Origin of the sequence: Agromyces sp. Root1464, from assembly GCF_001427265.1 — a bacterium.
GTDB lineage: Bacteria > Actinomycetota > Actinomycetes > Actinomycetales > Microbacteriaceae > Agromyces > Agromyces fucosus.
Genome location: NZ_LMFU01000002.1, coordinates 1,291,914 through 1,315,117, shown reverse-complemented (window position 1 = coordinate 1,315,117; position 23,204 = coordinate 1,291,914). Strand labels below are relative to the sequence as shown.

The following is a 23,204-nucleotide window of genomic DNA, read 5'->3' as shown; positions in this document are numbered from 1 at the left end:
GAACATGTCCGTGCGCATCGGCCGATCGGTCGTCGGCAGCGAGTACCCGGTCTACGTCATCGGCGAGATCGGCCTGAACCACAACGGCGACGTCGAGATCGCCAAGCGCCTCATCGACGTGGCCGTCGAGTCGGGGGCGCAGGCGGTGAAGTTCCAGAAGCGGACCCCCGAGATCGCGACGCCCGAGCACATGCGCGACGTGCCGCGGGAGACGCCGTGGGGCACGATGAGCTACCTCGACTACCGGCGGCGCGTGGAGTTCGGCGAACCCGAGTACCTCGAGATCGCCACGTACGCGTTGCGCGCCGGCATCGACTGGTTCGCGTCGCCGTGGGACGTGCCCTCGGTCGAGTTCCTCGAGGGGCTCGACGTCGTCGCGCACAAGGTCGCCTCCGCCTCGGTCACCGACCTGGCGCTGCTCGACGCGATCGCACGCACGGGAAAGCCCGTGATCCTCTCGACCGGCATGTCGACGCTCGACGAGATCGACCGGGCCGTCGAGGTGCTCGGCACCGATCGCCTCGTCATCATGCACGCCACGTCGAGCTACCCGATGCCGCCCGAGGAGGCGAACCTCCGAACGATCGAGACGCTGCGGGGTCGCTACCTCGGCGTGCCGATCGGCTACTCGGGCCATGAGCGCGGCCTGCAGATCTCGCTCGCCGCGGTCACCTTGGGTGCCGTCGCCGTCGAGCGCCACATCACGCTCGACCGGGCGATGTGGGGATCCGACCAGGCGGCCTCGCTGGAGCCGACCGGCTTCGAGCACCTCGTGCGCGACATCCGCGTGATCGGCGAGGCGATGGGCGACGGCGTCAAGCGCGTGTTCCCCGGTGAGGAGGCGCCGCGCGCCAAGCTCCGCCGGGTTCCCGCGCTGTGAGTCGCGGCCGACCCACGGCGGCCGGGGGCGTGCCCGGTCCGCGGGCCCGCCGGCTGCTCGTGATCGCCGACTCGGATTCGTACGTGAAGTGGGGTGCCGCCTTCGCCTCGCGACTACCCGGCGGGTGGAGCGCAGAACTCGTCGTCCTCACGACGCCGGTGCAGCCGAGCGTCCGGCAGTTGCATGCGGCACTCGCCGGCACCTCGTTCGAGGCAACGGCGGTGCCGACGGTCGGCCTCGACGAACTTCCCGAGCTCCTCGACCGTTTCCGGCCCGATGCCGTGCTCCTTGCGCTGCGGGGCCCCCTCGTGCGGGTCGTCGCGCCGATCGCCGCCCGCGGGCCGGGACGGCCGGTGCTCGTGAGCGGGTTCCCCGGGCTGACGATCCCGGCCGAGCCCAAGGCGATCGTGTACCGCGAGCAGGTGGACCTCATCGTGCTGCACAGCCGGCGCGAGGTGCGAGCATTCCGCGCCAACGCCGTCGCGCTCGGCATCCCGGTCGAGTTCGGGCTCGCGACGCTCGCCTTCCTGCACGGCGGCAGGGCAGCGGATGCCGCGGCGCCCGAGCCCGCCACCGACCTCGTCTTCGCGGCGCAGGCCAAGGTGCCCGCCGAGCGCGACGATCGGGTTCGACTGCTCGGCTGGCTCGCCGATGCGGCTCGACGGCGCCCCTCGCGGCGCGTCGTCGTCAAGGTGCGCGCGCGGCGCGGCGAGGCCCAGACCCATGCCGAGGCCCACGACTACGCCGAACTGCTCGGGGACCCCGGGGTGCGCCGCGCGCTCGGCGGCTCGCTGCCGCCGAATCTCGTGGTGGAGGACGGACCCATGGCCGACCATCTCGCGCGCGCCGCCGGACTCGTGACCGTGAGTTCGACAGCTGCGCTCGAGGCCGTGGCATCAGGCCTGCCGACCCTGCTGATCGACGAGTTCGGCATCACGCCGAAGCTCATCAACACGGTCTTCGAGGGCAGCGGGCTGTTCGGCGGGGCGGATGCGATCGCCGGCTGGGAGTTCCGCAGGCCCGCGGAGGAGTGGCTCGCCGACAACTACTTCCACGGCGGCGAGCACGACGACTGGGCCGCGCGACTCGATGTGCTGCTCGATCGCCGGGCCGCGGGTGAGCTGCCGCTGCGGACGCGCGCGCACAACCTCTCGGGCGGAGCACTGCGCCGGGCCTTCGAACGCAAGCGCATGCTCGGCGAACACGACCGTTCGCTCGCGGGCACTGCAGCGATGGTCGTGGCCATCCCGACGCGTTGGGTCGTGCGCCGCGCTCGCCGCGTGCGTGCGCTGCTCGCCGCTCGCCGCGTGACCGCTGCCGGGGCTTGACGTCGGCCGGCGTCTCAGTCGACCGGCGCCGAGTGCTCCTCGACGTGGGCGAGGTAGGACGTGGCGTTGCGCTGGATGCCGGCGCGCTCGATGTCGCTGAGCTCACGGCGCACCTTCGCGGGAACCCCGGCGACGAGCGATCCGGGTGGAACGACCGTGCCCTCGAGCACCACGGCGCCCGCGGCGACGAGCGAGCCGGCGCCGATCACGGCCCCGTTCAGCACCGTCGCGTTCATGCCGACGAGACTGTGGTCCTCGACGGTGCAGCCGTGCAGCACCGCGCCGTGCCCGACGGACACGCCCCGGCCGACGGTCAGCGGGTAGCCGGCGTCGACGTGGCAGACGACCGTGTCCTGCAGGTTGGACCCCTCGCCGATGCTGATCGGCTCGGCCTCGGCACGGAGCACGGCGTTGTACCAGACACTCGATCCGGCGGCGAGGTGCACGTCGCCGACGATCACGGCTCCGGCGGCCACGAACGCCGTCTCGTCGAGCGAGGGTGCGGCGATGCCGGCGATGGTCAGGATGCGGGCCGAGGGATCTGCAGACATGCGCACAGCCTACGCGCGCCCATCGCGCGGTCCCTCGTGCGGCCCGGCGTCCCCGCGACGCCATCGTGCAGACCGCACCGCCCGGGCGAGGAGGCGGTACGCGGCGCCGATCGCGAGCACCGCCACTCCCGCGACGATCGAGACGAGCGGAAGGGTCGCGACGAGCACGAGGCATCCGATCGCCCCTGCTGCGGAGAGCGCCCGCGGGACCCGCCGTTCCGGTCGCGGCTGGGTGATCGCCGCGACGTTCGCGACGAGGTAGTAGAGCAGCACGCCGAACGACGAGAAGCCGATCGCGCCGCGCAGGTCGACCGTCGCGACGAGCACGATGACGACGAGCGAGACGGCGATCTCGGCGACGTGCGGCACCTGGAACCTCGGGTGGATCCGGGAGAGCGGTCGCGGCAGCTCGTCGTCGCGGGCCATGGCGAGGGCGGTGCGGCCGATGCCCGCGAGGAGGGCGAGCAGCGCTCCGAGCGCCGCCACGGCGGCGCCGACGCGCACGACGGGTGAGGCCCATCCCCAGCCGGCGGCGTCGACGACGTCGACGAGCGGGGCGACGGATGCCGCGAGCCGATCCGGGCCGAGGGCGCCGAGTGCCGCGGCGCCGACGGCGGCGTAGACGATCACGGCGACGGCGAACGCGATGCCGATCGCCCTCGGGATCGTTCTCGAGGGCTCGCGCACCTCTTCGCCGAGCGTCGCGATGCGCGCGTACCCCGCGAACGCGAAGAACAGCAGGCCCGCCGATTGGAGGATGCCGAGCCAGTCCTGGCCGGATGATCCGGCGCCGAGGACGGGTACCCCGTCGCCCGCCGCACCGCCGTACGTCGCCGTCGCGCCCGCGGCGACGACGAGCGCGAGCACCCCCAGCACGCCGATCACGATGACCGTCGCCACTCGCGCGGTGCGGGTGATGCCCCGCAGGTTCACGGTCGCGATCGCGATGACGGCGACGATCGCGAGAGGCCGCTGCCACTCGGGAGGGGCGAGGTAGGCCGCGAAGGTCATCGCCATGGCGGCGCAGCTCGCGGTCTTGCCGATGACGAAGCTCCAGCCGGCGAGGAACCCCGGCCACTCGCCCAGGCGCTCGCGCCCGTACCGGTAGGCGCCGCCCGACTCCGGATAGCGTGCCGCGAGCTGCGCCGTCGAACCGGCGTTGGCGAGCGCCACGAACGCCGCGATCGCGAGCCCGATCATGAGCCCCGCGCCGGCGGCCTGCGCTGCGGGGGCGAACACCGCGAAGACACCGGCGCCGATCATCGCGGCGAGGCCGATCGCGACGGCGTTCCGGAGCCCGAGCCGGCGGGCGAGGGAAGGCTGGTCCACGCTCGCACACTAGAGCATGGAGGTGACGAGCATGGTGCTCGCCGGGCGGGCCGTCGACGCGACCGTGCCGGTCGCTAGGATCTTCGGCATGCCGTCGCCCTCGCACACCGCCGTCGACCGAGTCGCCGATGCCCTCGCCGCACATGGGCTCACGCCCGAGATCGTCTGGTTCGACGATGCCGTCACGACCGCCCCGCTCGCCGCGGAAGCGCTCGGGGTCGAGGTCGGCCAGATCGCGAACTCCCTCGTCTTCACGATCGACGAGGAGCCGATCCTGGTGCTGACGTCAGGGTCGCACCGGGTCGACACCGAGTGGCTCGGGCAGCAGCTCGGCGGCGTCATCCGTCGCGCCTCGAAGGAGACGGTGAAGGAGGCGACCGGCCAGGTCATCGGCGGCGTCGCCCCGCTCGGGCATCCCGCGCCGGTGCGCACCGTCGTCGACGTGCAGCTCGCCGACTACCCGGTGGTCTGGGCGGCGGCCGGCCACGCGAAGACGGTCTTCCCGACCTCCTTCGACGAGCTCGTGCGCATCACGGGCGGTACGCCGCACGCCGTCGAGGCGCCGCGCCTCTGACCCGCCGCCTCGACGACGCAGCAGTGGCCCGGACGCACAGTCAGGAGTCGCGCCTGGCGCCCTCGCTCGGACGCACGACGAAGATCGTCGGTTCGCGGTAGCCCTGCTCGGCGAACTCGCGGCGGACCGCGCGCTCGATCACGGGCACGAGCGCGTCGATCATGAGCGCGATCGCGGAACCGCCGAAGCCGCCGCCGGTCATGCGGGCGCCGATCGCACCGTTCGCCTGCGCGGTGCTGACGGCGAGGTCGATCTCGGGGACGCTGATCTCGAAGTCGTCGCGCATCGACACGTGCGAGGCGTCGAGCAGCGGGCCGATCGAGGCTGCGCCATGCTCGCGCAGGGTGCGCACGGTGTCGAGCACGCGCTGGTTCTCGGTGACGATGTGGCGCACCCGGCGGAAGGTCTCGTCGTCGAGCACCGTGGCGGCGCGATCGAGGTCGCCGACGTGCACGTCACGCAGCGATTCGACGCCGAGCGTCGCGGCACCCGCCTCGCAGGACGCGCGCCGGGCGGCGTATCCGCCCGTGGCGTGCGCGTGCGACACGTTGGTGTCGATCACGAGGATCGAGAGGCCGTCGGCGGCGAGGCCGAGCGGGATCACCTCGGCGTCGAGACTGCGGCAGTCGAGGAAGACGGCCGCGTCCGCGTGGGAGAGGAGCGAGGCCGACTGGTCGAGGATGCCCGTGGGTGCGCCGACGACGCGGTTCTCGGCGAGCTGGCCGACCTTGGCGAGCGTGGGCCGATCGAGGCCGAGCCCCCAGTGCTCGTCGAGGGCGAGCGCGACCGAGCACTCGATGGCGGCCGACGACGACAGGCCGGCTCCGACGGGCACCGTGCTGGAGATGTGCAGGTCGACGCCGGCGAGTGCCGTGAGGTCGGCGCCGAACTGCCCGAGCGCCCAGATGACGCCGAGCGGGTAGGCCGACCATCCGGCGAGCGACTCGGGCGAGAGGTCGTCGAGGTGCAGTTCGACGGTTTCGGGCGCGAAGGTCGAGGAGACTCGCACGAGACGGTCGTCCCGCGAGCCGAGGGCGACGTTCGCACGCTGGTCGATCGCGAACGGGAAGACGAACCCGTCGTTGTAGTCGGTGTGCTCCCCGATGAGGTTCACCCGGCCCGGCGCCGACCAGACGCCGAGCGGCGGGCGGCCGTATCGCTTCGCGAAGCCGTCGGCGGTCTCTGCGGCAGCGGTGGTGGCGTCGGTCACGAGCGGGTTCCTTCGGGGTCGGAGTCGGGGACGGAGGCGATCGCGGTGCGCAGCGCCTCCGCCTGGGACTCGGGGGTGACGTCGCCGATCCATGCTCCCATCGCGGCCTCGGAGCCCGCGAGGAACTTCAGCTTGTCGGCGCCGCGCCGCGGGCTCGTGAGCTGCAGCATGAGCCGTACCTCGTCCCGGTGCTCGTGCACCGGGGCCTGGTGCCAGGCGGCGATGTAGGGAGTGGGGGTGTCGTACAGCCGGTCGATGCCGCGCAGGAGGCGCAGGTACAGCGAGGCGAGCTCGTCGCGCTCGGCGAGGGTGGTCTCGGCCAGATCGGGCACGTGCCGGTGGGGGAGCAGGTGCACCTCGATCGGCCAGCGCGCGGCGAACGGCACGTACGCCGTCCAGTGCTCGCCGGAGAGCACGACGCGGGGCCCGCCGCGTTCGCGCTCGAGGAGGTCGGCGAAGAGCGTCGGTCCGTACGCGTCGATGGAGGCGAGCAGCCGCTCGGTGCGCGGCGTCACGTACGGGTAGGAGTAGATCTGGCCGTGCGGGTGGCCGAGCGTGACGCCGATCGCTTCGCCGCGGTTCTCGAACGGGAAGACCTGCTGCACGCCCGGCAGCGCAGAGAGGGCCGCGGTGCGCTGGGCCCACGCCTCGATGACGGTGCGGGCTCGGGAGACGGTCTGCGTGCCGAACGAGCCCTCGTGCGCGGGGCTGAAGCAGACGACCTCGCAGCGCCCGATCGACGGGTGGGTCCGCTCGAGTCCGACGCGGCGGAGGTCGGCGAGGGCGTCGGCGTCCGAGGCATCCGGATCGGCGAGGGCTGGGCCGAACGACGGCGAGCGGTTCTCGAAGACGGCGACGTCGTACGTGCTCGGGATCTCCGACGGGTTCCCGGGGCGCTGCGGGGCGAGCGGGTCGAGGTCGGCGGGCGGCAGGAACACGCGGTTCTGGCGCGCCGCGGCGATCGACACCCACTCGCCGGTGAGCGGATCCTGCCGCATCTCGGCGTTCGCGGGCCGCGGGTCGAGCACGCGCTCGTCGACCGCGCGCTCGGCGGGCAGCGTCGAGTCCGCGTCGTCGAAGTAGATGAGCTCGCGGCCGTCGGCGAGCAGGGTCGAGGTCACGGTGATGCGCGGGTCGACCAGGGCAGCGGATGCCGCGCCGGTCACGTCGTTCGAGTCGGTCACGCGCACACCCTACGCGCCTTTCGTTTCGCAAACAAACGCATTTCGTATTGCAAAGTCGGGATGGAGCGCGCATGATGCCGGTATGTCCATCGACACCGCGGCCCCGAACGCGCCGCTCGACGCTCCGCGACGACGCGAGCTCGCACTCGCCCTCGTCGCCGAGCGCGGCTTCGTGCGCGTCGCCGAGCTCTCGCGCGCGTTCGGAGTGACGACCGTCACGGCACGTGCCGACCTCGACGCGCTCGAGCGGCAGGGCGGTATCCGGCGGGTGCACGGCGGCGCGGTTCCGCTGTCGTCGCCGCTCGCGGTGGAACGCCCGGAACGCGAGCCGAGCTTCGAAGAGGCGCTCGAGGCATCCGTCGAACCGAAGCGGCAGATCGGCGAGCACGCCGCCTCGCTCGTGCGCAGCGGGCAGAGCATCATCCTCGACGTCGGCACGACCACCCTGCAGGTCGCCAGGGCGCTGCGCGCCCGCACCGACCTCGAGGACCTCGTGGTCTTCACGAACGGCCTGTCGATCGCCCTCGAGCTCGAGCCCGAGATCCCGCGGTTCACGGTGGTCGTGACCGGCGGCACGCTGCGGCCGAAGCAGCACTCCCTGGTGCATCCGCTCGCCGGCTCGATGCTCGACGAGGTGCACGTCGACCTCGCCTTCATCGGATGCAACGGGGTCGACGCCGCCCACGGCGTCACGAACGCGAACCTCCCCGAGGCGTCGGTCAAGTCGCTCATGATGCGGTCGGCGGCCCGCTCGATCGTCGTCGCCGACGCCTCGAAGCTCGGCGAGGTCCACCTCGGCCGCATCGCGCCCGTCGACGATTTCGACGCGCTCGTCACGGATGCCGCTGCGCCCCCGTCGATCGTCGCCGAACTCCTCGACGCCGGGCTCGCGGTGCACCACGCGCGAGACTCTAGAGTGGATCCATGACCCTTCCCACGGGCGAGCAGTTCGCCCTCGAGACGTCGACGTCGAGCGGCGACATCCGCGCCACGATCACCGCCGTCGCCGCAGGCATCCGCACCCTCAGCATCAACGGCATCGACCTCGTGCCGCCGTTCGGCGAAGACCAGACGCCGCCGGCCGGGGCGGGCATCGTGCTCGTGCCGTGGCCCAACCGCATCCGCGACGGCCGGTGGAGCCACGACGGCGTCGACCACCAGCTCGTGATCTCCGAGCCCGCGAAGAACAACGCCATCCACGGGTTGCTGCGCAACACCGAATACCGCCCGATCGCCCGCGAACGCGACTCGGTGACGCTCTCGGCCACGGTGTACCCGCAGCTCGGCTACCCGTACCTGCTCGGCACCGCCGTGCACTACGAGCTCGTCTCCGACGGACTGAAGGTCACGCACTTCGTCGAGAACCTCGGTGCCGAGGCCGCGCCCGTCGCGATCGGCACCCACCCGTACCTGAAGATCGGCGGCGTGCCGACGGCCGACCTCGAACTGCGCCTCGACGCCGCGAGCCACATCGAGGTCGACGAGCGACTGCTGCCGACGGGCGAGGTTCCGGTCGACGGCACCGAGTGGGACTTCCGCGAGGGGCGCCGCGTCGGCGACGTCTCGCTCGACGACGCGTTCGGCGAGATCGCGAGCGAAGACGGCCAGGTGCTGCACACGCTCACCGCGCCCGACGGTCGCACGGTCTCGATCTGGGCCGACTCGGCGTTCGAGTACGTGCAGGTCTACACCACGACCACGTTCCCCGGCGAGAACGGCGACGTCGCGATCGCGATCGAGCCCATGACCGCGCCGGCCGAGGCGTTCAACTCCGGTCGCGGCCTGCGCTGGCTCGACCCGGGTGAAGAGTGGCAGATCTCGTGGGGCATCCGTTTCGAGGGCTTCGCAGCGGAGTAGCAGAGCTGACCTCTGCGGCCGTCCATCCGCTTCGAGGGGTTCGCAGCGGAGTAGCGGCGTAGCCGAGTCGGCTCTCAGCCGACGACGCACGACCCCGAGTCGACGGTCGCCTCGAGACCCGGCGCCGCATCTGCGAGCGGCGAGAGCGTCGACGTCGGGATCGCGAAGCCGACGTTGTCGACCGACTCGGACTTCGCGAAGACGACCGCGGCGACCTCCCCGTCGCCGGTGAGCACCGGCCCGCCCGAGTTGCCGTGATCGACATCGGCGGCGAGCGTCACGACGTCGCGGGTCGAGGTGACGCCGTCGGTCCGGATGCTGAGCGGGCCGCTCGACATGATGTTCGCGGGGCGCAGCTCGAACGGGCCGCCGAAGGGGTAGCCGGCCACCGCGACCTCCTGGCCGAGCGACGGCGTCGCGAGCGCGAGGGGCGGGGTCGCGAGGCCGTCGACCGCGATGAGCGCCAGGTCGTGCTCGGGGTCGTACGACACGACGCGGCCGGGCACTGCGGGCTGGCCGGGCGCCTCGATGATGGGCTCGGTCACTCCGGCGACGACGTGCGCGTTCGTCACGATGCGGTCGGGGGCGACGACGAAGCCGCTGCCCGAGAGCGTCGAGCCGCATTGGAAGGCGCTGCCGGTGATGCGCACGACGGATGCCGCGGCACGCGCGAGCTCGACGTCGTCGACCTCGAACGTCGGCAGCGCAGGGGCCTCGGTCGGTCCGCCGAGCACGTCGACGAGCCAGGGCAGGCCGTTGCCGAGCGCGGCGGTGCGGATCTCGGCGAGCAGCGTCTTCGTCGGGGCGGGAGTGACGGCGTCGAGGCCCTGGAGCACTCGTGACCCGGCGATCGCCGGGGAGAGCACGGGCACGCCCATCGCCGAGACTCCCGACGCGACGAGCGCGACGACGAAGGCGCTGACGAGGAGGTTGCCGATGGCGCCGAGGATGCGGTCGAGCACGCCGAGCTTGACCGCGCGCACGCCGCGGCTGAGCAGCCGGCCGACCACCGCTCCGAGCCAGGTGCCGAGGCAGAGCAGCGCGATGGCCGCGGCGATGGCCGCAGGCACCCGCCATTCGGGCGACGGCACGATGCCGGCGATCCACGGCATGACGAAGTACGCGGCGATGCCCGCGGCGACGAGTCCCACGAGACCGGCGGCGGTGCGCAGGAGCCCGGCGCGCCAGCCGTTCACGATCGCGCCGATGAAGACGAGCACGAGGGCGATGTCGAGCAGGATGCTCCAGACCATGGGGCTCCCTTCGCGGCCGGGGACTCCAGCCTGCGGCATCCGTCTTCGAGAGTCCTGAAGGCGCGCAGGCTGCGGCGGGCGCGACCGGCGCAGCGCACACGCCGAACGACCCCGTCGTTCGGGTCGACGAGGTCGTTCGGCCGTGCACGGGGGCTACATCGTCGGCATCAGCACCGAGTCGATGAGGTACACCGTCGCGTTCGCGGTGTGCACGCCGCCGCAGATAACCGCCGCGTCGTTGACCATGAGCGTGTCGCCCGAGCCCGTCACCTCGACGGTGCCGCCCTCGACGGTGGTCTGCGTGCCGACGACCTCATCGGGCGAGAGCTGGCCCGGCACCACGTGGTACGTGAGGATCTTCGAGAGCGTCGCCGAGTCGGTCTTCAGCGATTCGATCGTCGCCGCGTCGATCTTGGCGAACGCCTCGTCGACGGGGGCGAAGACGGTGAACTCGTCGCCGTTGAGGGTGCCGACGAGGTCGACGTCGGGGTTCAACTGCCCAGAGACCGCGGCGACGAGCGTCGTCAGCAGCGGGTTGTTCGAGGCTGCCACGGCCACCGGGTCGGTGGACATGCCGACCACGGATCCCGGTCCTTCGGGAACGGCCTCGGCGTAGGCGGCGCAACCGGGTCCGACGAGGTCGGCCGCCGGGTCTGCCGCCATGGGCTCTTCGCTGGGGGTGGTCTCCTCCGACGACATCGCAGGTTCGTCGTTCTCGGCGGCGCTGCCGCCCATGCTGCAGCCGGCGAGCCCGAGCACGGCGACGGCCGTGATGGAGAACGCGGCGAGGGCGGTTCGGGTGCTGCGGATCTTGGAACGCATCGGTCGACTCCTTCGTGAATGGCGACCGCGGAAGCGGGTCGTTGCGAGGGATTCGGCACGGGTCGCGGATCGGATTGGAACGGGAATCACGGGCCTTCCGACCAATCGGATCCGGCCTCCGCTGCGAATCACCGTCGACCCGAGAAAGCAGGACCCCGTGATCACCCTCGCCCTCATCGGCCTCCTCGGAGGCCTCATCACCGGCATCTCGCCGTGCATCCTTCCCGTGCTGCCCGTGATCTTCCTCTCCGGCGGGGCGCAGAGCGCGAGGGGCACGGCGGATGTCCCGGCGGCTGGCCGATGGCGGCCGTACCTCGTGATCGCGGGGCTCGTGGTGAGCTTCAGCGTCTTCACGCTCGTCGGCTCGCTCCTGCTCGCACTGCTCGGCCTGCCGCAGGACGTGCTGCGCTGGGCGGGGATCATCGTGCTCGTGCTCATCGGCGTCGGGCTCATCGTGCCGCGCTTCGAGGAGCTGCTCGAGAAGCCCTTCTCGTGGATCCCGCGGAAGAACGTCGGAACCGAGCAGGGCGGGTTCCCGCTCGGCCTCGCGCTCGGCGCCGTCTACGTGCCGTGCGCCGGACCCGTGCTCGCGGCCATCACCGTCGCCGGGTCCACCGGGCGGATCGGCGTCGAGACCGTCGTGCTGACCGTCTCGTTCGCGATCGGCGCGGCGCTGCCGTTGCTCGTCTTCGCGCTCGCCGGCCGTCGGGTGGCCGAGCGCGTGAAGACCTTCCGCAAGCACCAGAAGGGCATCCGAATCACGGGCGGCGTCGTCATGATCGGGCTCGCCGTGGGGCTCGTCTTCAACCTGCCGCAACTGCTGCAGCGGCTCGTGCCCGATTACACGAGCGCGTTCCAGCAGGAGCTCGCCGACTCGGAGGAGGTCACACGGGCGCTCGACCTGGGCGGTCTCGTCAACGACGAGAACGCGAAGCTCGACGAGTGCACGAACGGCGCCGCGGAGCTCGAGTCGTGCGGCACGGCCCCGTCGATCAAGGGGATCCAGCAGTGGTTCAACACGGATGCCGGTGCGCCCGTCGATCTCGCCGAACTGCGCGGGCAGGTCGTGCTCATCGACTTCTGGGCGTATTCGTGTATCAACTGCCAGCGCTCCATCCCGCACGTGGTCGCCTGGGACGACGCGTATCGGGATGCCGGGCTCGCCGTCGTCGGCATCCACTCGCCCGAGTACGCGTTCGAGAAGGAGCCGCGCAACGTCGAGGCGGGCATCTCGGCCTTCGGCATCGACTACCCGGTCGGCCTCGACAACTCGCTCTCGACGTGGACGAACTATCGCAACCGCTACTGGCCGGCGCACTACCTGATCGACGCCGAGGGCGTCGTACGGCACATCTCGTTCGGCGAGGGCAACTACGCGGCGACCGAGGCGCTCATCCGCGAGCTGCTGGAGGACGCCGACCCGGCGGTCGCCCTGCCCCCGGTCACCGAGCAGGCGGACGACACCCCCGAGGCCGGTTCCACGACGCCCGAGACATTCCTCGGCACCACGAAGCGGCAGAACTTCGGCGGCGCAGAACCGTATCGCCGGGCGACGACCGAGTTCGCCTTCCCGGGCGACCTCGCCGCCGACTCCTTCGCGCTCGATGGCGCTTGGGCGCTCGACACGCAGTCGATCTCGCCCTCGGCCGATGACGCCCGCGTGCGGCTCGACTACACCGCGAGCGAGGTGCGGATGGTGCTCGGCGGGGAGGGCACGATCGTCGTCGACGACGGCGAGGAGCGACGAGCGATCGCGATCAGCGGCGTCCCCCGCTCGTACGAGCTCGTGAAGACGGATGCCGCGGCATCCGGAACCATCACCGTCACCGTGAGTCCCGGTGTCGACGCCTACTCCTTCACGTTCGGATGAGCCATGCGATCACGGAGCACCGCGGGGCCGACGTGGCCCGCACGACGACCGCCGTCAGATCTGGCATGCTGGGGCGCGTGGCCGACCGCGACAGTGACCTCACTGCGCCGGCGTCCGTCTCGACCGCAGAGCAACTGCTCACGCGGGTCGGCGCAGGCGACCGGGAGGCGTTCGGCGAGCTCTACGACCAGACGTCGGCCAGGATCTTCGGCCTCGTGCGCCGACTCGTGGTCGACCCGGCGCAGGCCGAGGAGGTGACGCAGGACGTGTACCTCGAGATCTGGCAGACCGCGCCGCGATTCGATGCGACCCGCGGAAGCGCCCTCGCCTGGATGTTCACGCTTGCCCATCGGCGTTCCGTCGACCGCATCCGGGCGTCCCAGGCCGCGCGCGATCGCGACCTCCGCATCGGCGTGCGCGACCTCGACGTTCCCGTCGACACCGTCGCCGAGACGGTCGAGATCCGAGTGGAGCACGAACGGGTCGTCGGCGCGCTCGGGGATCTCAGCGAACTGCAACGCGAGTGTGTTTCGCTGGCGTACTACGGCGGACTCACGCAGAGCGAGATCGCCGACCGCCTCGAGGTGCCGCTCGGCACCGTGAAGACCCGACTCCGAGACGGCATGATCAGACTGCGAACCGCATTGGGGGTGACGACATGAGCGAGACCAACGAACCACGAGGCGAGCGCGGTGAGACGCGCGGCGAGTCCGCGCCCGATGAGCTCGACGCGCTCCGCGACGCCGTCGCGGCGTATGCGCTCGACGCGGTCGACGCCGACGAGCGGGCGGCCGTCGAGCGTGCGCTCGCCGACGATGCCGATCTCCGCGGCGACGCCGACGGCTTCGCCGAGACGGCAGCCCTGCTCGCCGGCATGGCCGCTCCCGTCGAGCCGCCGCCCGCGCTCAAGTCCCGCCTCATGGCGCAGCTCGACGGGCTGCCGCAGCAGCTTCCGGATGCCTCGGCGCCCACGGTTCAGGAGCCGACGCCCGTGGTTCCGGCGGCGGCGTCTGCGATTCCGGATCCGGCGACCGTTGCGCCGCCGCAGGCGCCCCGCGAGCCCGGCCCGGTGGAGCAGGCCGCGCGTCGGCGCTGGTTCCAGCGTCCGGGTGCGATCATCGCGGCAGCGGCGGCATCCGTCGTGCTCATCGCCGGGGCCATCATCGGCATCGGGTGGGCCGGACCCAACGGCTGGGGTGCGCAGCGCGAGATGGCGGCGATCGCCGAGGCTCCCGACGTCGAATCGTCGACGCACGAGATCGAGGGCGGCGGCGCCGTCACCCTCTACTGGTCGGCCGAGCAGGGCCGCTCGGGAGTCGTCGTCGAGGGCCTGCCCGACGTGGGCGACACGTCGACGTACGAGCTCTGGTACATCGACGATGCGGGTGCGCAGTCGGCCGGAACGTTCGACGTGGCCGACGGCGAGACGTGGCGCGTGCTCGACGGCGACTTCGCGCCCGGCGTCGCGGTCGGCGTCACCGTCGAACCCGCCGGCGGTTCAGCGCAACCCACGACCGAACCCATCGTCGTCATCCCGACGTAGTCGACCTGCCACAACGGATGCCCCGGTGCCGATGCACCTCGGTTAGGGTCTGAGTGCGCGTGGCCGATCGGCCGGGCCAGCACACGATGAGGAGTGACGGATGCGCGTCGGCATGTTCCTGAATTACGCGGGCGGCTTCCGTGAGGTGGCCGACGAGGTCGTCGAACTCGAGCGCGCGGGCGTCGACCTCATCGCGGTGCCCGAGGCGTACTCGTTCGACGCCGTGAGCCAGCTCGGCTTCCTCGCGGCTCGCACCTCGACCATCACGCTGGCCTCCGGCATCCTGCAGCTCTACACGCGCACGCCCACGCTCACGGCGATGACCGCCGCCGGTCTCGACTTCGTCTCGGACGGCCGGTTCGAACTCGGCATCGGTGCCTCAGGTCCGCAGGTCATCGAGGGCTTCCACGGCGTGCCCTACGACGCTCCGCTCGGCCGCACGCGCGAGCTCGTCGACATCTGCCGCATGGTGTGGCGCCGCGAGCCCGTCGTGCACGAGGGGCGCCGCTACACGATCCCGCTGCCCGCTGACCAGGGCACCGGCCTCGGCAAGCCGCTGAAGCTCATCAACCACCCCGTGCGGGAGCGCATCCCGATCACGATCGCCTCCCTCGGGCTGAAGTCGGTCGAGCAGACCGCGGAGATCGCCGACGGCTGGCTGCCGATGTTCTTCCACCCCGAGCGTGCCGCCGGCGTCTGGGGCGACGCGCTCGCCGCGGGCACCGCGAAGCGCGCACCCGAGCTCGCGCCTCTCGACATCTTCGCGAGCCCCGCACTGGCGATCACCGATCACCCCGAGCAGGTGCTGCCGCTCGTCAAGCCCCAGCTCGCGCTCTACATCGGCGGCATGGGTGCACGCGGCAAGAACTTCTACAACGAGCTGATCTCGAGCTACGGGTTCGAGGCAGAGGCCGCGCACATCCAAGACCTCTACCTCGAGGGCCGAAAAGACGAGGCGATCGCGGCGGTGCCCGACGAGCTCGTCAGCGCGGTCTCGCTCATCGGCCCCGCCGGTCATGTCGCCGAGCGGGTCGCCGCCTTCGCCGAGGCCGGTGTCACGACCCTCGCCGTGACCCCGCTCGCTCGCACCTCGGCCGAGCGCATCGCGCTCATGGGCGGGCTGCGCGCGATCGTCGGCTGACGTCGACGCCGCGCCATCCGCGTCCCCGCTTCCGTGCCGGATGCCTGGGCGCCCTGGTGGCGGATGCCCCGCTCCGAAACATTCCCCGTGACGGAAACTGCCTCTGGCGCACGGGCCGGGAACGGGGCTACCGTGAGATCGTGCTCGCGATGACGCGGGCGCAAGGGACACCTGGGGAGGAGCCGCCATGGCGGGAACGTTCGAGCTCTACGAGGATGCGAGCGGGCAGTTCAGGTTCCGACTGAAGTCCGGCAACGGTCAGACGATCGCGGCATCCGAGGCCTACACGACGAAGGCAGCCGCGAAGAACGGCATCGAGTCGGTGCGAACGAACGCCGCCGACGCATCCATCGTCGACCAGACCGAGTAGTTCGAGCGCCCGCCGAGGCGGTGCCCGGGACTTCGTCTCGCCTCTTTGACGAGCCGAAGGCGTCGATCAGCCGTTCGGGTCGCGATGGATCATCGTGAACGCGGCGATGCGGCGCACGTGATTCGGTCTTCCGCATGCCATCGTGTCGAGTGACGGCGGACGAATGTCACTGGTCGAACGTATGTTCGAAGCATGAGGTCATCGTCATCGGGAATACGCGAGTGCAGAGCCGATCGCGGTGGTGCCCCCGGGGAATTCCGACATCCCGACCCGCGGATTAAAAGTCCGCTGCTCTGCCTCTGAGCTACGGGGGCTGACATGACGCAGAAGCGTTGCTATTGCTGCAAGCAGTCTATGGCACTCGAAGAATTCAATCGGCTTCGTTCATCGAAGGATGGGCACACGCCACTCTGCAAGGCGTGCAATCGACTGAAAGCTCGCGAGTACTATGCCCGAAACCGCGAAGCCCACGTGCGCGTCATCATGGCTCGTAAAGCCGTGCAGCGCCAGCACGCGATCGAGGCTGTCGGCGCGTACCTGCTCGCGCATCCGTGCGTCGATTGCGGCGAGGCAGACGTGCGCGTGCTCGACTTCGACCATCGCGTCGGGAGCGGCAAGCAGGCTGAAGTGATGCGGCTGGTCCAGAACGGCTACTCCGTCACTCGCGTCATGGCCGAGATCGTGAAATGCGACGTGCGCTGTCGCAACTGCCATGCGAAGGTCACGTACGAACGCTTGGGAGACAACTGGCGTACGACGCTCATGCGACGTACGGCCGGCGACGAATGAACGACGGGTGAGCCGCGCGTGCGCGCGACCCACCCGTCGTTCGATGTCACTTCTTGGCGTGCGCCCCGCCCTTCAGCGGAACGACGGTGAGCTTCGCGGCGCCCGGCGCCAGCGATTCCGTCGTCACGTAGAGCGACTCGGCGCGGATCGAGACGGCCGAGGGCATCACGACCTCGATGACGGACGTCGCCGAGGTCGCACCGGGGGCGACGACCGCGACCTGTCCGGCACCCATCGGCCCGCCGAAGAGTTCGGCTACGTAGAGCGTGCCGTTCGGTGCCACGGCGATGCCGGTCGCGCCACCGAATCCGGTCGCGGCGACCTCGAGGTCACCGGTGCCGGGGTCGATCGCGTACACGACGCCGCGCGGGCCGAGCGTCGGGTCCTCGGAACCTCCGGGCAGGCTCGTCACGTACAGCAGGCCATCGGGGCCCATCTCGACGTCGGTGGGCACGGGCTCGGCGCTGTATTCGTGACCGTAGACGCAGGCAGGCCACGGGGTCCCGCTGGCGTTCTCAGCAGTGACGGTGATCGGTGCCGCCGGCGGCAGCACGGCGACAGTCGAGACGACGCCCTCCGCATCGACCTTCACGACCGCGTTCGCGCCGGCATCGGCGATGTAGACCTCGCCGTTCACGACCGTGGCGCCGTACGCGTGCGTGTCGAGGATGCCCGTGTAATTCGGCATCCCGAGCGGCGGGAACTCCGGGAACGGCGCGAACTCGGCCTCGCATTCGGAGCTGAGGTCGCTGAACCCGTAGGTGTTGACGGCATCGGGGTTCTCGGCGGCCTCGTACGCGGCGAGGTCGACGATGGGTGTCTCGACGCCACCCGTCAGTGAGGTCAGCCAGGCACTCGAGTGATCGAGGCTCGTGCGCACGAAGTAGACGGTGCCGCCGTCCACCGCGGGAGCACTGATCTCCTCGCCGGGTGCTGCGGCGAGCTCGGTGACGCCGCCCTTCTTGTCGACGAGCGAGAGCACGCCGGCGAAGTTCTGCGAGACGATCGCCCGGCCCGATCCGTCGATGGCGAGTCCGAGCGGAGCGTCGAGGTCGTCGGCCATCGTCACGGGGGCACCGGGCGGGGCGGCGAGCGCGGGTGTCGCTGCGGCGAGCGTGATGGCGGCCGCCATCGCCACGCCGATGAGTGGAATACGCGTGTGCATGAACGATCTCCTCGGGATGGAGTGGGTTCGAGGGCATGCCGGACGGCGTTCCCCCGGTGGCGTCGTCTGCGCCAGTCGGAGTCAGAGTATTCCTCGGTTCCGCGGTCGTCGAGGGAGATCCTCTACCCAGAACAGGGGGCACCCCCTCGGCTCCTACGGCTCCCGATCGAGCGCACGCCACTCCACGTACGCCGCGACCGCGAGCCCGAGCATCGGGCCCCAGAACCAGAAGGGCAGCATGAGGTTGACGAGCAGGGCGTCGATCGGCGCATCCGTCCGGCCGACGGTCGTCAGCAGCATCGGCACCGCGGCGATGCAGAGGATCCCGGCCGCGATGAAGCCGGGGACCGCTGCGACCCCGACCGGCACCGGTCGACCGCCGATCCGCGGCATCCACTCGGGGAAGACCCGACCCCACGGCAGGATCAGTCCGAGCGTCAGGAGACTTGCGGCGGTAGCGCCCGCGCCGATCACGAGCCCGGTGACGAGCATCGCCGGGTCGTGGTGCACGGTGCTCGGTGCGAAGAGGGGCCAGGGTGTCACCCAGCTCGCACGAGCCACCACGTAGGGGAGCGGGCCGAGGGCAGCGAGGATCGTGATCGTCTTGCGGTGGCGAACCATCCATGACGTCAGGCGGCCCGAGCCCGCGAAGCGAAGTGCCATGATCGCCAGCGCCGCCCACACCAGGGCGGAGATCAGGCCGAGTGCGACGATCGCGAAGCCGGGGAGGCCGGCGACGAGTGCGCCGCCCACCGTCACTGCGAATGCCACGACTCCGTCGATGTTCAGCCCGGCCCATAGCACCGCTGTCGCGACCAGGAGGATCAGACCGGCGAGCAGCGAGGCACCGAGGCGCGGCGCTCGCACCACGGTGACCCCGATGGTGACGAGGCCGGCGATCACGGCGGCGGCCCCGAAGAGGTACCCGGTGAGGGAGATGCTCGACATGCTGCCGAACAGGAAGGAGAACGTGATGGCAACGCCGCCGGCGGCGACGCCCGCCACCACCGAGCGTCGACGTGCCGCACGTCCTCGCGCGAGCAGGGCGGCGAGCGCGACTCCCGCCGCGCCGGTGGCGAGGGCGAGCAGCGCCGCCGCCGTCGGGTCGAGCAGCAGCGTCGCGAGGCTCGGCGTCACAGGGCTCACGAACGGGCTGAGCGTCGGATCGGCGAGCCAGACGATCGAGAGTCCGGTGATGACCGCCGAGGCGACGAGTGCGGCGAAGGCGAGCGGTCGGACTCGTCCCGGGGTCCGGCGGCGGGTCGCGCCGGGCCGTCCAGGGACGGCGCGGGCGGCGGATTCTGCGGTGGTCACGGTGCATCTCCTCGTGATCGGCGTTCGGCCGCACGGTGCGGCAACGGTCAGCGTGCCAGCGCGACGGATCGTGCGCCTCACCCCGACGGGTGAGGCGCACGCCGAAGCGACCCGGGTAGCGTGAGCGGCGATATGGATGCACCGTCCGGCCCAGACGCCACCCTTCGATCGTCGCGGAACCCCTCGCTCGCGGATCTGGTCGCCGCGCTCGCCGCGGCCGCGGCGCTGCTGCCGCTCACGATCGTCGAGGTGCTCGGTGCCGCGCCGTCGAACCCGGGCTGGACGACCGTCGTCATCGGACTCTTCGTGCTGCTGCACGCGGCCGCGGCCCTGCGTCGGCGTTCGCCGATCGGTGGGCTCTTCGTCGCCTCCGTCATCATGCTGGCGCTCACCGCGGCGAGCCTGCCCGGGAGCCCGACCGTCGCTGTTCTCCTGCCGAGCAGTGTCGTCTACCTCGTCTTCGTCTTCACGGCGGCGGAGAGCGGCACGCGGCTGGCCGATGTCGCCGCGATCGCCTTGGGGCTCGCCGGCGCCGCGATGATGACGGCGGTGGCGATCGCGCATGACGCGGTCGATGCGACTGGGTCCGAACCCGGGGCGATGATCACGCTCGCGGGGTTCCTCGTCGCGTCGATCGGGGCGGCATGGGCGCTCGGCCGCTCTCGGCTCGAGCTCCGTCGCGCTCGCGCGGCCCGGGAACTCGCTCGAGAACAGGGCGCGGAGCTCCGGCTGCAACGGGAGCGCGAGGCCGCCGCCGATGAGCGTCGCCGGCTCGGCCGCGATCTGCACGACGTCGTGTCGCACTCGCTCGCCGTGATGGTCGCCCAAGCCGAGGCGTCGCGCCTGCTGCTCGGCCGCGACGACGCTAGGGCCCGCATCTCCATCGAGCACGTCGTGTCGACCGGTCGCAGCGCGATGTCGGACATGCGCGGGCTCGTCGCCGTGCTCGCAGCGCCGACGGGCGACGCCGAGCACGGTGCCGCTCCGATGGAGCCCAGTCCGGGCCTCGCGGACCTGCCTGAGCTCGTCGCACGCGCTACGGCACCCGGACGCGCAGCAGCGTTCGAAGAGCTCGGGTCGCCCCGCCAGGTCAGCCCGGGCACCGAACTGACGGTGTACCGCATCGTGCAGGAGTCGCTCACGAACATCCTGAAGCACACGGATCCACCGACGCGCAGCACCGTGCGCCTGGAATGGGGAGTCGACGTGGTCGACGTGATCGTGGAGGACGACGGCGGCGCGGGTCGCGCACCGACCGATCGGCGCGAGGGCCGCGGCATCCGCGGCATGCGGGAACGGGCACGGCAGCTCGACGGCACCCTCGAGAGCGGTCCGATCGTCGGAGGAGGTTGGCGCACTCGCCTGTCTCTGCCCTCCGCGCCGATGGAGATGGTGCCATGAGCGACCTCGGCCACGCGTCATCCGCTCGCATTCGCGTCGCGATCGCCGATGACCAGGAACTCATCCGTTCCGCCGTCGCCGTCATGGTGGAGGCGCATGCCGACCTCGAACTCGTCGGTGCGGCGGCCGATGGTGGCGAGCTCCTCGAACTGGCCAGGGCGCATCGCCTCGACGTCGTGCTCATGGACATCCGGATGCCCCGCCTCGACGGCATCGAGGCCACCCGCCGCCTCGTCGGGGAGCATCCCGCGACGCGGACGCTCATCCTCACGACCTACGACCTCGACGAGTACGTGTTCGCCGCGATCCGGGCAGGAGCGAGCGGGTTCCTCACGAAGGACGCCTCGAGCGACGAGATCGCCGCGGCGATCCGGGCCGTGCACGGCGGTGATGCCGTGCTCGCGCCGCGCGCGACCGCGAGCCTGGTCGAGTTCGTCGCACTGGCACCGACGCCCGCCGACCCCACCGAGCTCCTCGCCGACCTGACCCCGCGCGAGCGGGAGGTGCTCATGCAACTCGTGACCGGCGCGTCGAACGAACAGGTGGCCGCGCGCCTCTACCTGACCGGCAACACGGTCAAGACGCACGTCCGCTCGATCCTCTCGAAGCTCGACCTCGCCGACCGTGTGCACGTCGTCATCTGGGCGTTCGAGCACGGCATCGCCGGCACGCAGGATCGACGGGGAACCCGGAAGGCTCCCGGCCAACGCGAGTAATGTGTGCGGCGATGGCTTCCGAATTCTCCCGCCCCACCAAGTTCCCGCCCGGCATGTTCGAGGCCTTCAAGGGTGCCGAGGATCCGGCGCACCTCAGCCGGGTGGCCCACGACACCGCCGCAGCCCTGCTCGCACGCGTGCAGGCCGACCCCGACCCCGAGGTCGTCGCCCGTCTCGTCGCCTACACCGACGAGCACGGCATCGATGCGATCGCCGAGCTGTGGTCGCGCGCGTCGGCGAAGAGCCTGCCGGGGGCGCTGTGGCGCGTCTACCTGCTCCGCGCGCTCATCCGTCAGGACCCGCGCAGCATGAGCCTCGCGTTCCAGCGCGGCTCAGAGGTCTCGCACACGATCGATCAGGTCGTCGCAGGAGCCGCCATCCCGGCGGGGCCCGACGAGGTCGTCGAACTCGCCGATCGCATCCTGCACGGCCTGTTCACGGGCGATTTCGCGGTCGCCCTCGAACGGGCCGCGGCATTCGCGCGCGTCGCGGCGACCGGCTCGGTGAGCCTCGCCGACGATGCGGACGAGTCCGATGCCGTGCACCCCGATCGGCCGGCGAAGCTCACGATCCGGGCCCATCGGCTCGTCGAGCTCGCCGACGAGCTGACCTCCTGCGCACGGCTCTGGCGGCGCGACGCGCTCGATTGACGTGCGTCAGCGGCCGGGCGGGAATGAACCGCCTCCCGACGTCGTTTAGAATTGACGTGGCCGGCCGCAGTAACCCCGGGCTCCAATATTCGCCGCTCCGAGCGGCCTCGCGCCGAGAGGCGTTCTGCGGCCGGCCTCTTGCATGTCCGAGCGCGTCCTGCGCCGCATCCTCAGGCGGTGAGCGGATGCCTCGATGCCCGCGCGAGCCCGCGGCATCCGCGTAGCATCGGAGGATGCCCGAGACCGTCACGCTCCTCATCGAACCCGCTCCCGCCGACGCACGCGACCTCGACGTCGCCGGGACCCTGCGCGACGTCGACGCGACCGCGCCCGCACTGCGGGTCGGCGAGCTGTCGACCCAGCGCGGCGACGGCATCTTCGAGACGATCGGCGTCGTCGACGGGCATGCGCAGGAGGCCGGGCCGCACCTCGCGCGCCTGCGCAACTCCGCGCTCATCTGCGAACTGCCGGAGCCGAACCTCGACCAGTGGCAGGCTGCGATCGACACCGCAGTGGCGCGACTGCCGCAACGCGGCGAGTTCGCGATCAAGCTCGTGCTCAGCCGCGGCGTCGAGCACGGTCCCGCCCCCACCGCCTGGCTGCACGCCGTACCTGCTGCGGACTTCAGCGGGGTGCGCGAACGCGGTGTGGCGGTCGTCACGCTCGACCGCGGGTACGCGCACGACGCGGCGGAACGCGCGCCCTGGTTGCTGCTCGGCGCGAAGACCCTCAGCTACGCCACGAACATGGCGGCGCTTCGCGAGGCCCACCGCCGCGGCGCAGACGACACCATCTTCGTCTCCTCCGACGGCTACGTCATGGAGGGGCCGACGTCGAGCGTCATCCTCCGCCATGGCGACGTCTACTCGACGCCGGCGCCCTCGGGCGCGATCCTGCACGGCACCACGCAGCAGAGCCTCTTCGAGCACCTCGAGTCGACCGGGCGGGCGACGGAGTACCGCGACATCCCGATCTCCGAACTCTCCACCGCCGATGCGATCTGGCTCGTCTCGAGCGTGCGGCTCGCCGCCGGGGTGACGAGCCTCGATGGCGCACCCGTCGCCTACGACGCCGCCGAAACGCGCGGGTTCAACGACTACCTGCTCTCGCCTCGCGACTGATCCTGGCGAGACCCGCGCTCCGCTTTCAGTTCGGTGCCGACGCGGATGGCGCGGTCTCGCGTCCCCTGAACGGGGAATTGCGCGCCGCGGAAAGCGCCCTCGACGCTCGTTTGTAAATGTTGCTAACATAACCGCA

Annotated in this window: 23 protein-coding genes and 1 tRNA gene; 15 read left to right on the top strand and 9 right to left on the bottom strand. The window is 71.3% G+C overall.

What is annotated here, in order from left to right; genetic code table 11:
- Window positions 1–4: 4 nt before the first annotated feature.
- Window positions 5–880: an N-acetylneuraminate synthase family protein gene (locus tag ASD23_RS11725; protein WP_056010569.1), complete on the top strand. Its 876-nt coding sequence runs from the start codon at window positions 5–7 to the stop codon at window positions 878–880.
- 29 nt (window positions 881–909) lie between these two features.
- Window positions 910–2,208, top strand: a complete 1,299-nt coding sequence (locus tag ASD23_RS11720) for a DUF6716 putative glycosyltransferase (protein ID WP_056010566.1) — start codon at window positions 910–912, stop codon at window positions 2,206–2,208.
- Between the two features lie 14 nt (window positions 2,209–2,222).
- Here ASD23_RS11720 and ASD23_RS11715 read toward each other — a convergent pair whose 3' ends face one another.
- Both ASD23_RS11715 and ASD23_RS11710 read right to left on the bottom strand, forming a co-directional pair.
- Window positions 2,223–2,759: a gamma carbonic anhydrase family protein gene (locus ASD23_RS11715; protein WP_056010563.1), complete on the bottom strand. Its 537-nt coding sequence runs from the start codon at window positions 2,757–2,759 to the stop codon at window positions 2,223–2,225.
- Window positions 2,760–2,768: 9 nt separating this feature from the next.
- On the bottom strand, window positions 2,769–4,088 hold the full coding sequence (locus ASD23_RS11710; protein WP_056010560.1) for an APC family permease: 1,320 nt from the start codon (window positions 4,086–4,088) through the stop codon (window positions 2,769–2,771).
- Window positions 4,089–4,176: 88 nt separating this feature from the next.
- On the opposite strand from ASD23_RS11710, the gene ASD23_RS11705 reads away from it, so the two are divergent.
- Window positions 4,177–4,662: a YbaK/EbsC family protein gene (locus ASD23_RS11705; protein ID WP_056013072.1), complete on the top strand. Its 486-nt coding sequence runs from the start codon at window positions 4,177–4,179 to the stop codon at window positions 4,660–4,662.
- A 40-nt stretch (window positions 4,663–4,702) separates the two neighbouring features.
- Here ASD23_RS11705 and galK read toward each other — a convergent pair whose 3' ends face one another.
- Window positions 4,703–5,872, bottom strand: a complete 1,170-nt coding sequence (gene galK, locus ASD23_RS11700; protein ID WP_056010557.1) for a galactokinase — start codon at window positions 5,870–5,872, stop codon at window positions 4,703–4,705.
- On the bottom strand, window positions 5,869–7,038 hold the full coding sequence (gene galT, locus ASD23_RS11695; protein WP_056013069.1) for a galactose-1-phosphate uridylyltransferase: 1,170 nt from the start codon (window positions 7,036–7,038) through the stop codon (window positions 5,869–5,871). The genes galK and galT overlap by 4 nt, the downstream gene beginning before the upstream one ends.
- A 100-nt stretch (window positions 7,039–7,138) precedes the next feature.
- Here galT and ASD23_RS11690 point away from each other — a divergent pair, with 100 nt between their 5' ends.
- Entirely contained in the window at window positions 7,139–7,984 is an 846-nt protein-coding gene (locus tag ASD23_RS11690; protein ID WP_056010554.1) for a DeoR/GlpR family DNA-binding transcription regulator, read from the top strand.
- Window positions 7,981–8,913, top strand: coding sequence for an aldose 1-epimerase family protein (locus ASD23_RS11685; protein ID WP_056010551.1), 933 nt, complete (start codon window positions 7,981–7,983; stop codon window positions 8,911–8,913). The genes ASD23_RS11690 and ASD23_RS11685 overlap by 4 nt, the downstream gene beginning before the upstream one ends.
- 74 nt (window positions 8,914–8,987) lie before the next feature.
- Here ASD23_RS11685 and ASD23_RS11680 read toward each other — a convergent pair whose 3' ends face one another.
- Both ASD23_RS11680 and ASD23_RS11675 read right to left on the bottom strand, forming a co-directional pair.
- Window positions 8,988–10,166 (bottom strand): MarP family serine protease, encoded by a 1,179-nt coding sequence (locus tag ASD23_RS11680; RefSeq protein ID WP_056010548.1) that lies wholly within the window; start codon window positions 10,164–10,166, stop codon window positions 8,988–8,990.
- A gap of 153 nt (window positions 10,167–10,319) precedes the next feature.
- Window positions 10,320–10,988, bottom strand: coding sequence for a fasciclin domain-containing protein (locus ASD23_RS11675; protein ID WP_056010542.1), 669 nt, complete (start codon window positions 10,986–10,988; stop codon window positions 10,320–10,322).
- A 157-nt stretch (window positions 10,989–11,145) separates the two neighbouring features.
- On the opposite strand from ASD23_RS11675, the gene ASD23_RS11670 reads away from it, so the two are divergent.
- From ASD23_RS11670 to ASD23_RS11650, 5 genes are all read left to right on the top strand, one after another.
- Complete coding sequence (locus tag ASD23_RS11670; RefSeq protein ID WP_056010537.1) at window positions 11,146–12,858, top strand: cytochrome c biogenesis protein CcdA; 1,713 nt, start codon at window positions 11,146–11,148, stop codon at window positions 12,856–12,858.
- A gap of 65 nt (window positions 12,859–12,923) precedes the next feature.
- Window positions 12,924–13,520 (top strand): ECF RNA polymerase sigma factor SigK, encoded by a 597-nt coding sequence (gene sigK / locus ASD23_RS11665; protein ID WP_056013066.1) that lies wholly within the window; start codon window positions 12,924–12,926, stop codon window positions 13,518–13,520.
- Window positions 13,517–14,401, top strand: a complete 885-nt coding sequence (locus tag ASD23_RS11660; RefSeq protein WP_082571389.1) for an anti-sigma factor — start codon at window positions 13,517–13,519, stop codon at window positions 14,399–14,401. The genes sigK and ASD23_RS11660 overlap by 4 nt, the downstream gene beginning before the upstream one ends.
- Before the next feature lie 100 nt (window positions 14,402–14,501).
- On the top strand, window positions 14,502–15,542 hold the full coding sequence (locus tag ASD23_RS11655; protein WP_056010534.1) for an LLM class F420-dependent oxidoreductase: 1,041 nt from the start codon (window positions 14,502–14,504) through the stop codon (window positions 15,540–15,542).
- Window positions 15,543–15,729: 187 nt separating this feature from the next.
- Complete coding sequence (locus tag ASD23_RS11650; protein ID WP_056010529.1) at window positions 15,730–15,912, top strand: YegP family protein; 183 nt, start codon at window positions 15,730–15,732, stop codon at window positions 15,910–15,912.
- A gap of 239 nt (window positions 15,913–16,151) precedes the next feature.
- Here the strand turns inward: ASD23_RS11650 and ASD23_RS11645 are convergent.
- Window positions 16,152–16,226, bottom strand: a tRNA-Lys gene (locus ASD23_RS11645).
- Window positions 16,227–16,230: 4 nt separating this feature from the next.
- On the opposite strand from ASD23_RS11645, the gene ASD23_RS11640 reads away from it, so the two are divergent.
- Entirely contained in the window at window positions 16,231–16,701 is a 471-nt protein-coding gene (locus ASD23_RS11640) for a hypothetical protein (RefSeq protein ID WP_157377071.1), read from the top strand.
- A gap of 46 nt (window positions 16,702–16,747) precedes the next feature.
- On the opposite strand, the gene ASD23_RS11635 is transcribed toward ASD23_RS11640, so the two are convergent.
- The gene (locus ASD23_RS11635; protein ID WP_056010523.1) at window positions 16,748–17,866 is read right to left on the bottom strand and encodes a ScyD/ScyE family protein; all 1,119 of its coding nucleotides are present in this window, start codon (window positions 17,864–17,866) and stop codon (window positions 16,748–16,750) included.
- Window positions 17,867–18,019: 153 nt separating this feature from the next.
- Complete coding sequence (locus ASD23_RS11630) at window positions 18,020–19,180, bottom strand: hypothetical protein (protein ID WP_056010520.1); 1,161 nt, start codon at window positions 19,178–19,180, stop codon at window positions 18,020–18,022.
- A gap of 132 nt (window positions 19,181–19,312) precedes the next feature.
- Between ASD23_RS11630 and ASD23_RS11625 the strand changes: the two genes are divergently transcribed.
- The 4 genes from ASD23_RS11625 (at window position 19,313) to ASD23_RS11610 (ending at window position 23,068) form a co-directional block, all read left to right on the top strand.
- The gene (locus ASD23_RS11625; protein ID WP_056010517.1) at window positions 19,313–20,581 is read left to right on the top strand and encodes a sensor histidine kinase; all 1,269 of its coding nucleotides are present in this window, start codon (window positions 19,313–19,315) and stop codon (window positions 20,579–20,581) included.
- Complete coding sequence (locus ASD23_RS11620; protein ID WP_056010515.1) at window positions 20,578–21,297, top strand: response regulator transcription factor; 720 nt, start codon at window positions 20,578–20,580, stop codon at window positions 21,295–21,297. Before ASD23_RS11625 ends, ASD23_RS11620 begins: the two co-directional genes overlap by 4 nt.
- An 11-nt stretch (window positions 21,298–21,308) precedes the next feature.
- Window positions 21,309–21,947 (top strand): hypothetical protein, encoded by a 639-nt coding sequence (locus ASD23_RS11615; protein ID WP_056010512.1) that lies wholly within the window; start codon window positions 21,309–21,311, stop codon window positions 21,945–21,947.
- Window positions 21,948–22,180: 233 nt separating this feature from the next.
- Window positions 22,181–23,068, top strand: a complete 888-nt coding sequence (locus ASD23_RS11610; protein ID WP_056010508.1) for an aminodeoxychorismate lyase — start codon at window positions 22,181–22,183, stop codon at window positions 23,066–23,068.
- Window positions 23,069–23,204 lie beyond the last annotated feature (136 nt).

What these genes read in the sequence shown, in the direction of transcription:
- ASD23_RS11615 (WP_056010512.1), top strand. Translation starts at nt 21,309, where the DNA reads ATGGCTTCCGAATTCTCCCGCCCCACCAAGTTCCCGCCCGGCATGTTC.
- ASD23_RS11680 (WP_056010548.1), bottom strand. Translation starts at nt 10,166, where the DNA reads ATGGTCTGGAGCATCCTGCTCGACATCGCCCTCGTGCTCGTCTTCATC.
- ASD23_RS11620 (WP_056010515.1), top strand. Translation starts at nt 20,578, where the DNA reads ATGAGCGACCTCGGCCACGCGTCATCCGCTCGCATTCGCGTCGCGATC.
- ASD23_RS11655 (WP_056010534.1), top strand. Translation starts at nt 14,502, where the DNA reads ATGCGCGTCGGCATGTTCCTGAATTACGCGGGCGGCTTCCGTGAGGTG.
- ASD23_RS11690 (WP_056010554.1), top strand. Translation starts at nt 7,139, where the DNA reads ATGTCCATCGACACCGCGGCCCCGAACGCGCCGCTCGACGCTCCGCGA.
- ASD23_RS11705 (WP_056013072.1), top strand. Translation starts at nt 4,177, where the DNA reads ATGCCGTCGCCCTCGCACACCGCCGTCGACCGAGTCGCCGATGCCCTC.
- ASD23_RS11715 (WP_056010563.1), bottom strand. Translation starts at nt 2,759, where the DNA reads ATGTCTGCAGATCCCTCGGCCCGCATCCTGACCATCGCCGGCATCGCC.
- ASD23_RS11625 (WP_056010517.1), top strand. Translation starts at nt 19,313, where the DNA reads ATGGATGCACCGTCCGGCCCAGACGCCACCCTTCGATCGTCGCGGAAC.
- ASD23_RS11650 (WP_056010529.1), top strand. Translation starts at nt 15,730, where the DNA reads ATGGCGGGAACGTTCGAGCTCTACGAGGATGCGAGCGGGCAGTTCAGG.
- ASD23_RS11610 (WP_056010508.1), top strand. Translation starts at nt 22,181, where the DNA reads ATGCCCGAGACCGTCACGCTCCTCATCGAACCCGCTCCCGCCGACGCA.
- sigK (WP_056013066.1), top strand. Translation starts at nt 12,924, where the DNA reads ATGCTGGGGCGCGTGGCCGACCGCGACAGTGACCTCACTGCGCCGGCG.
- ASD23_RS11725 (WP_056010569.1), top strand. Translation starts at nt 5, where the DNA reads ATGTCCGTGCGCATCGGCCGATCGGTCGTCGGCAGCGAGTACCCGGTC.
- ASD23_RS11685 (WP_056010551.1), top strand. Translation starts at nt 7,981, where the DNA reads ATGACCCTTCCCACGGGCGAGCAGTTCGCCCTCGAGACGTCGACGTCG.
- ASD23_RS11660 (WP_082571389.1), top strand. Translation starts at nt 13,517, where the DNA reads ATGAGCGAGACCAACGAACCACGAGGCGAGCGCGGTGAGACGCGCGGC.
- ASD23_RS11675 (WP_056010542.1), bottom strand. Translation starts at nt 10,988, where the DNA reads ATGCGTTCCAAGATCCGCAGCACCCGAACCGCCCTCGCCGCGTTCTCC.
- ASD23_RS11640 (WP_157377071.1), top strand. Translation starts at nt 16,231, where the DNA reads ATGACGCAGAAGCGTTGCTATTGCTGCAAGCAGTCTATGGCACTCGAA.
- ASD23_RS11635 (WP_056010523.1), bottom strand. Translation starts at nt 17,866, where the DNA reads ATGCACACGCGTATTCCACTCATCGGCGTGGCGATGGCGGCCGCCATC.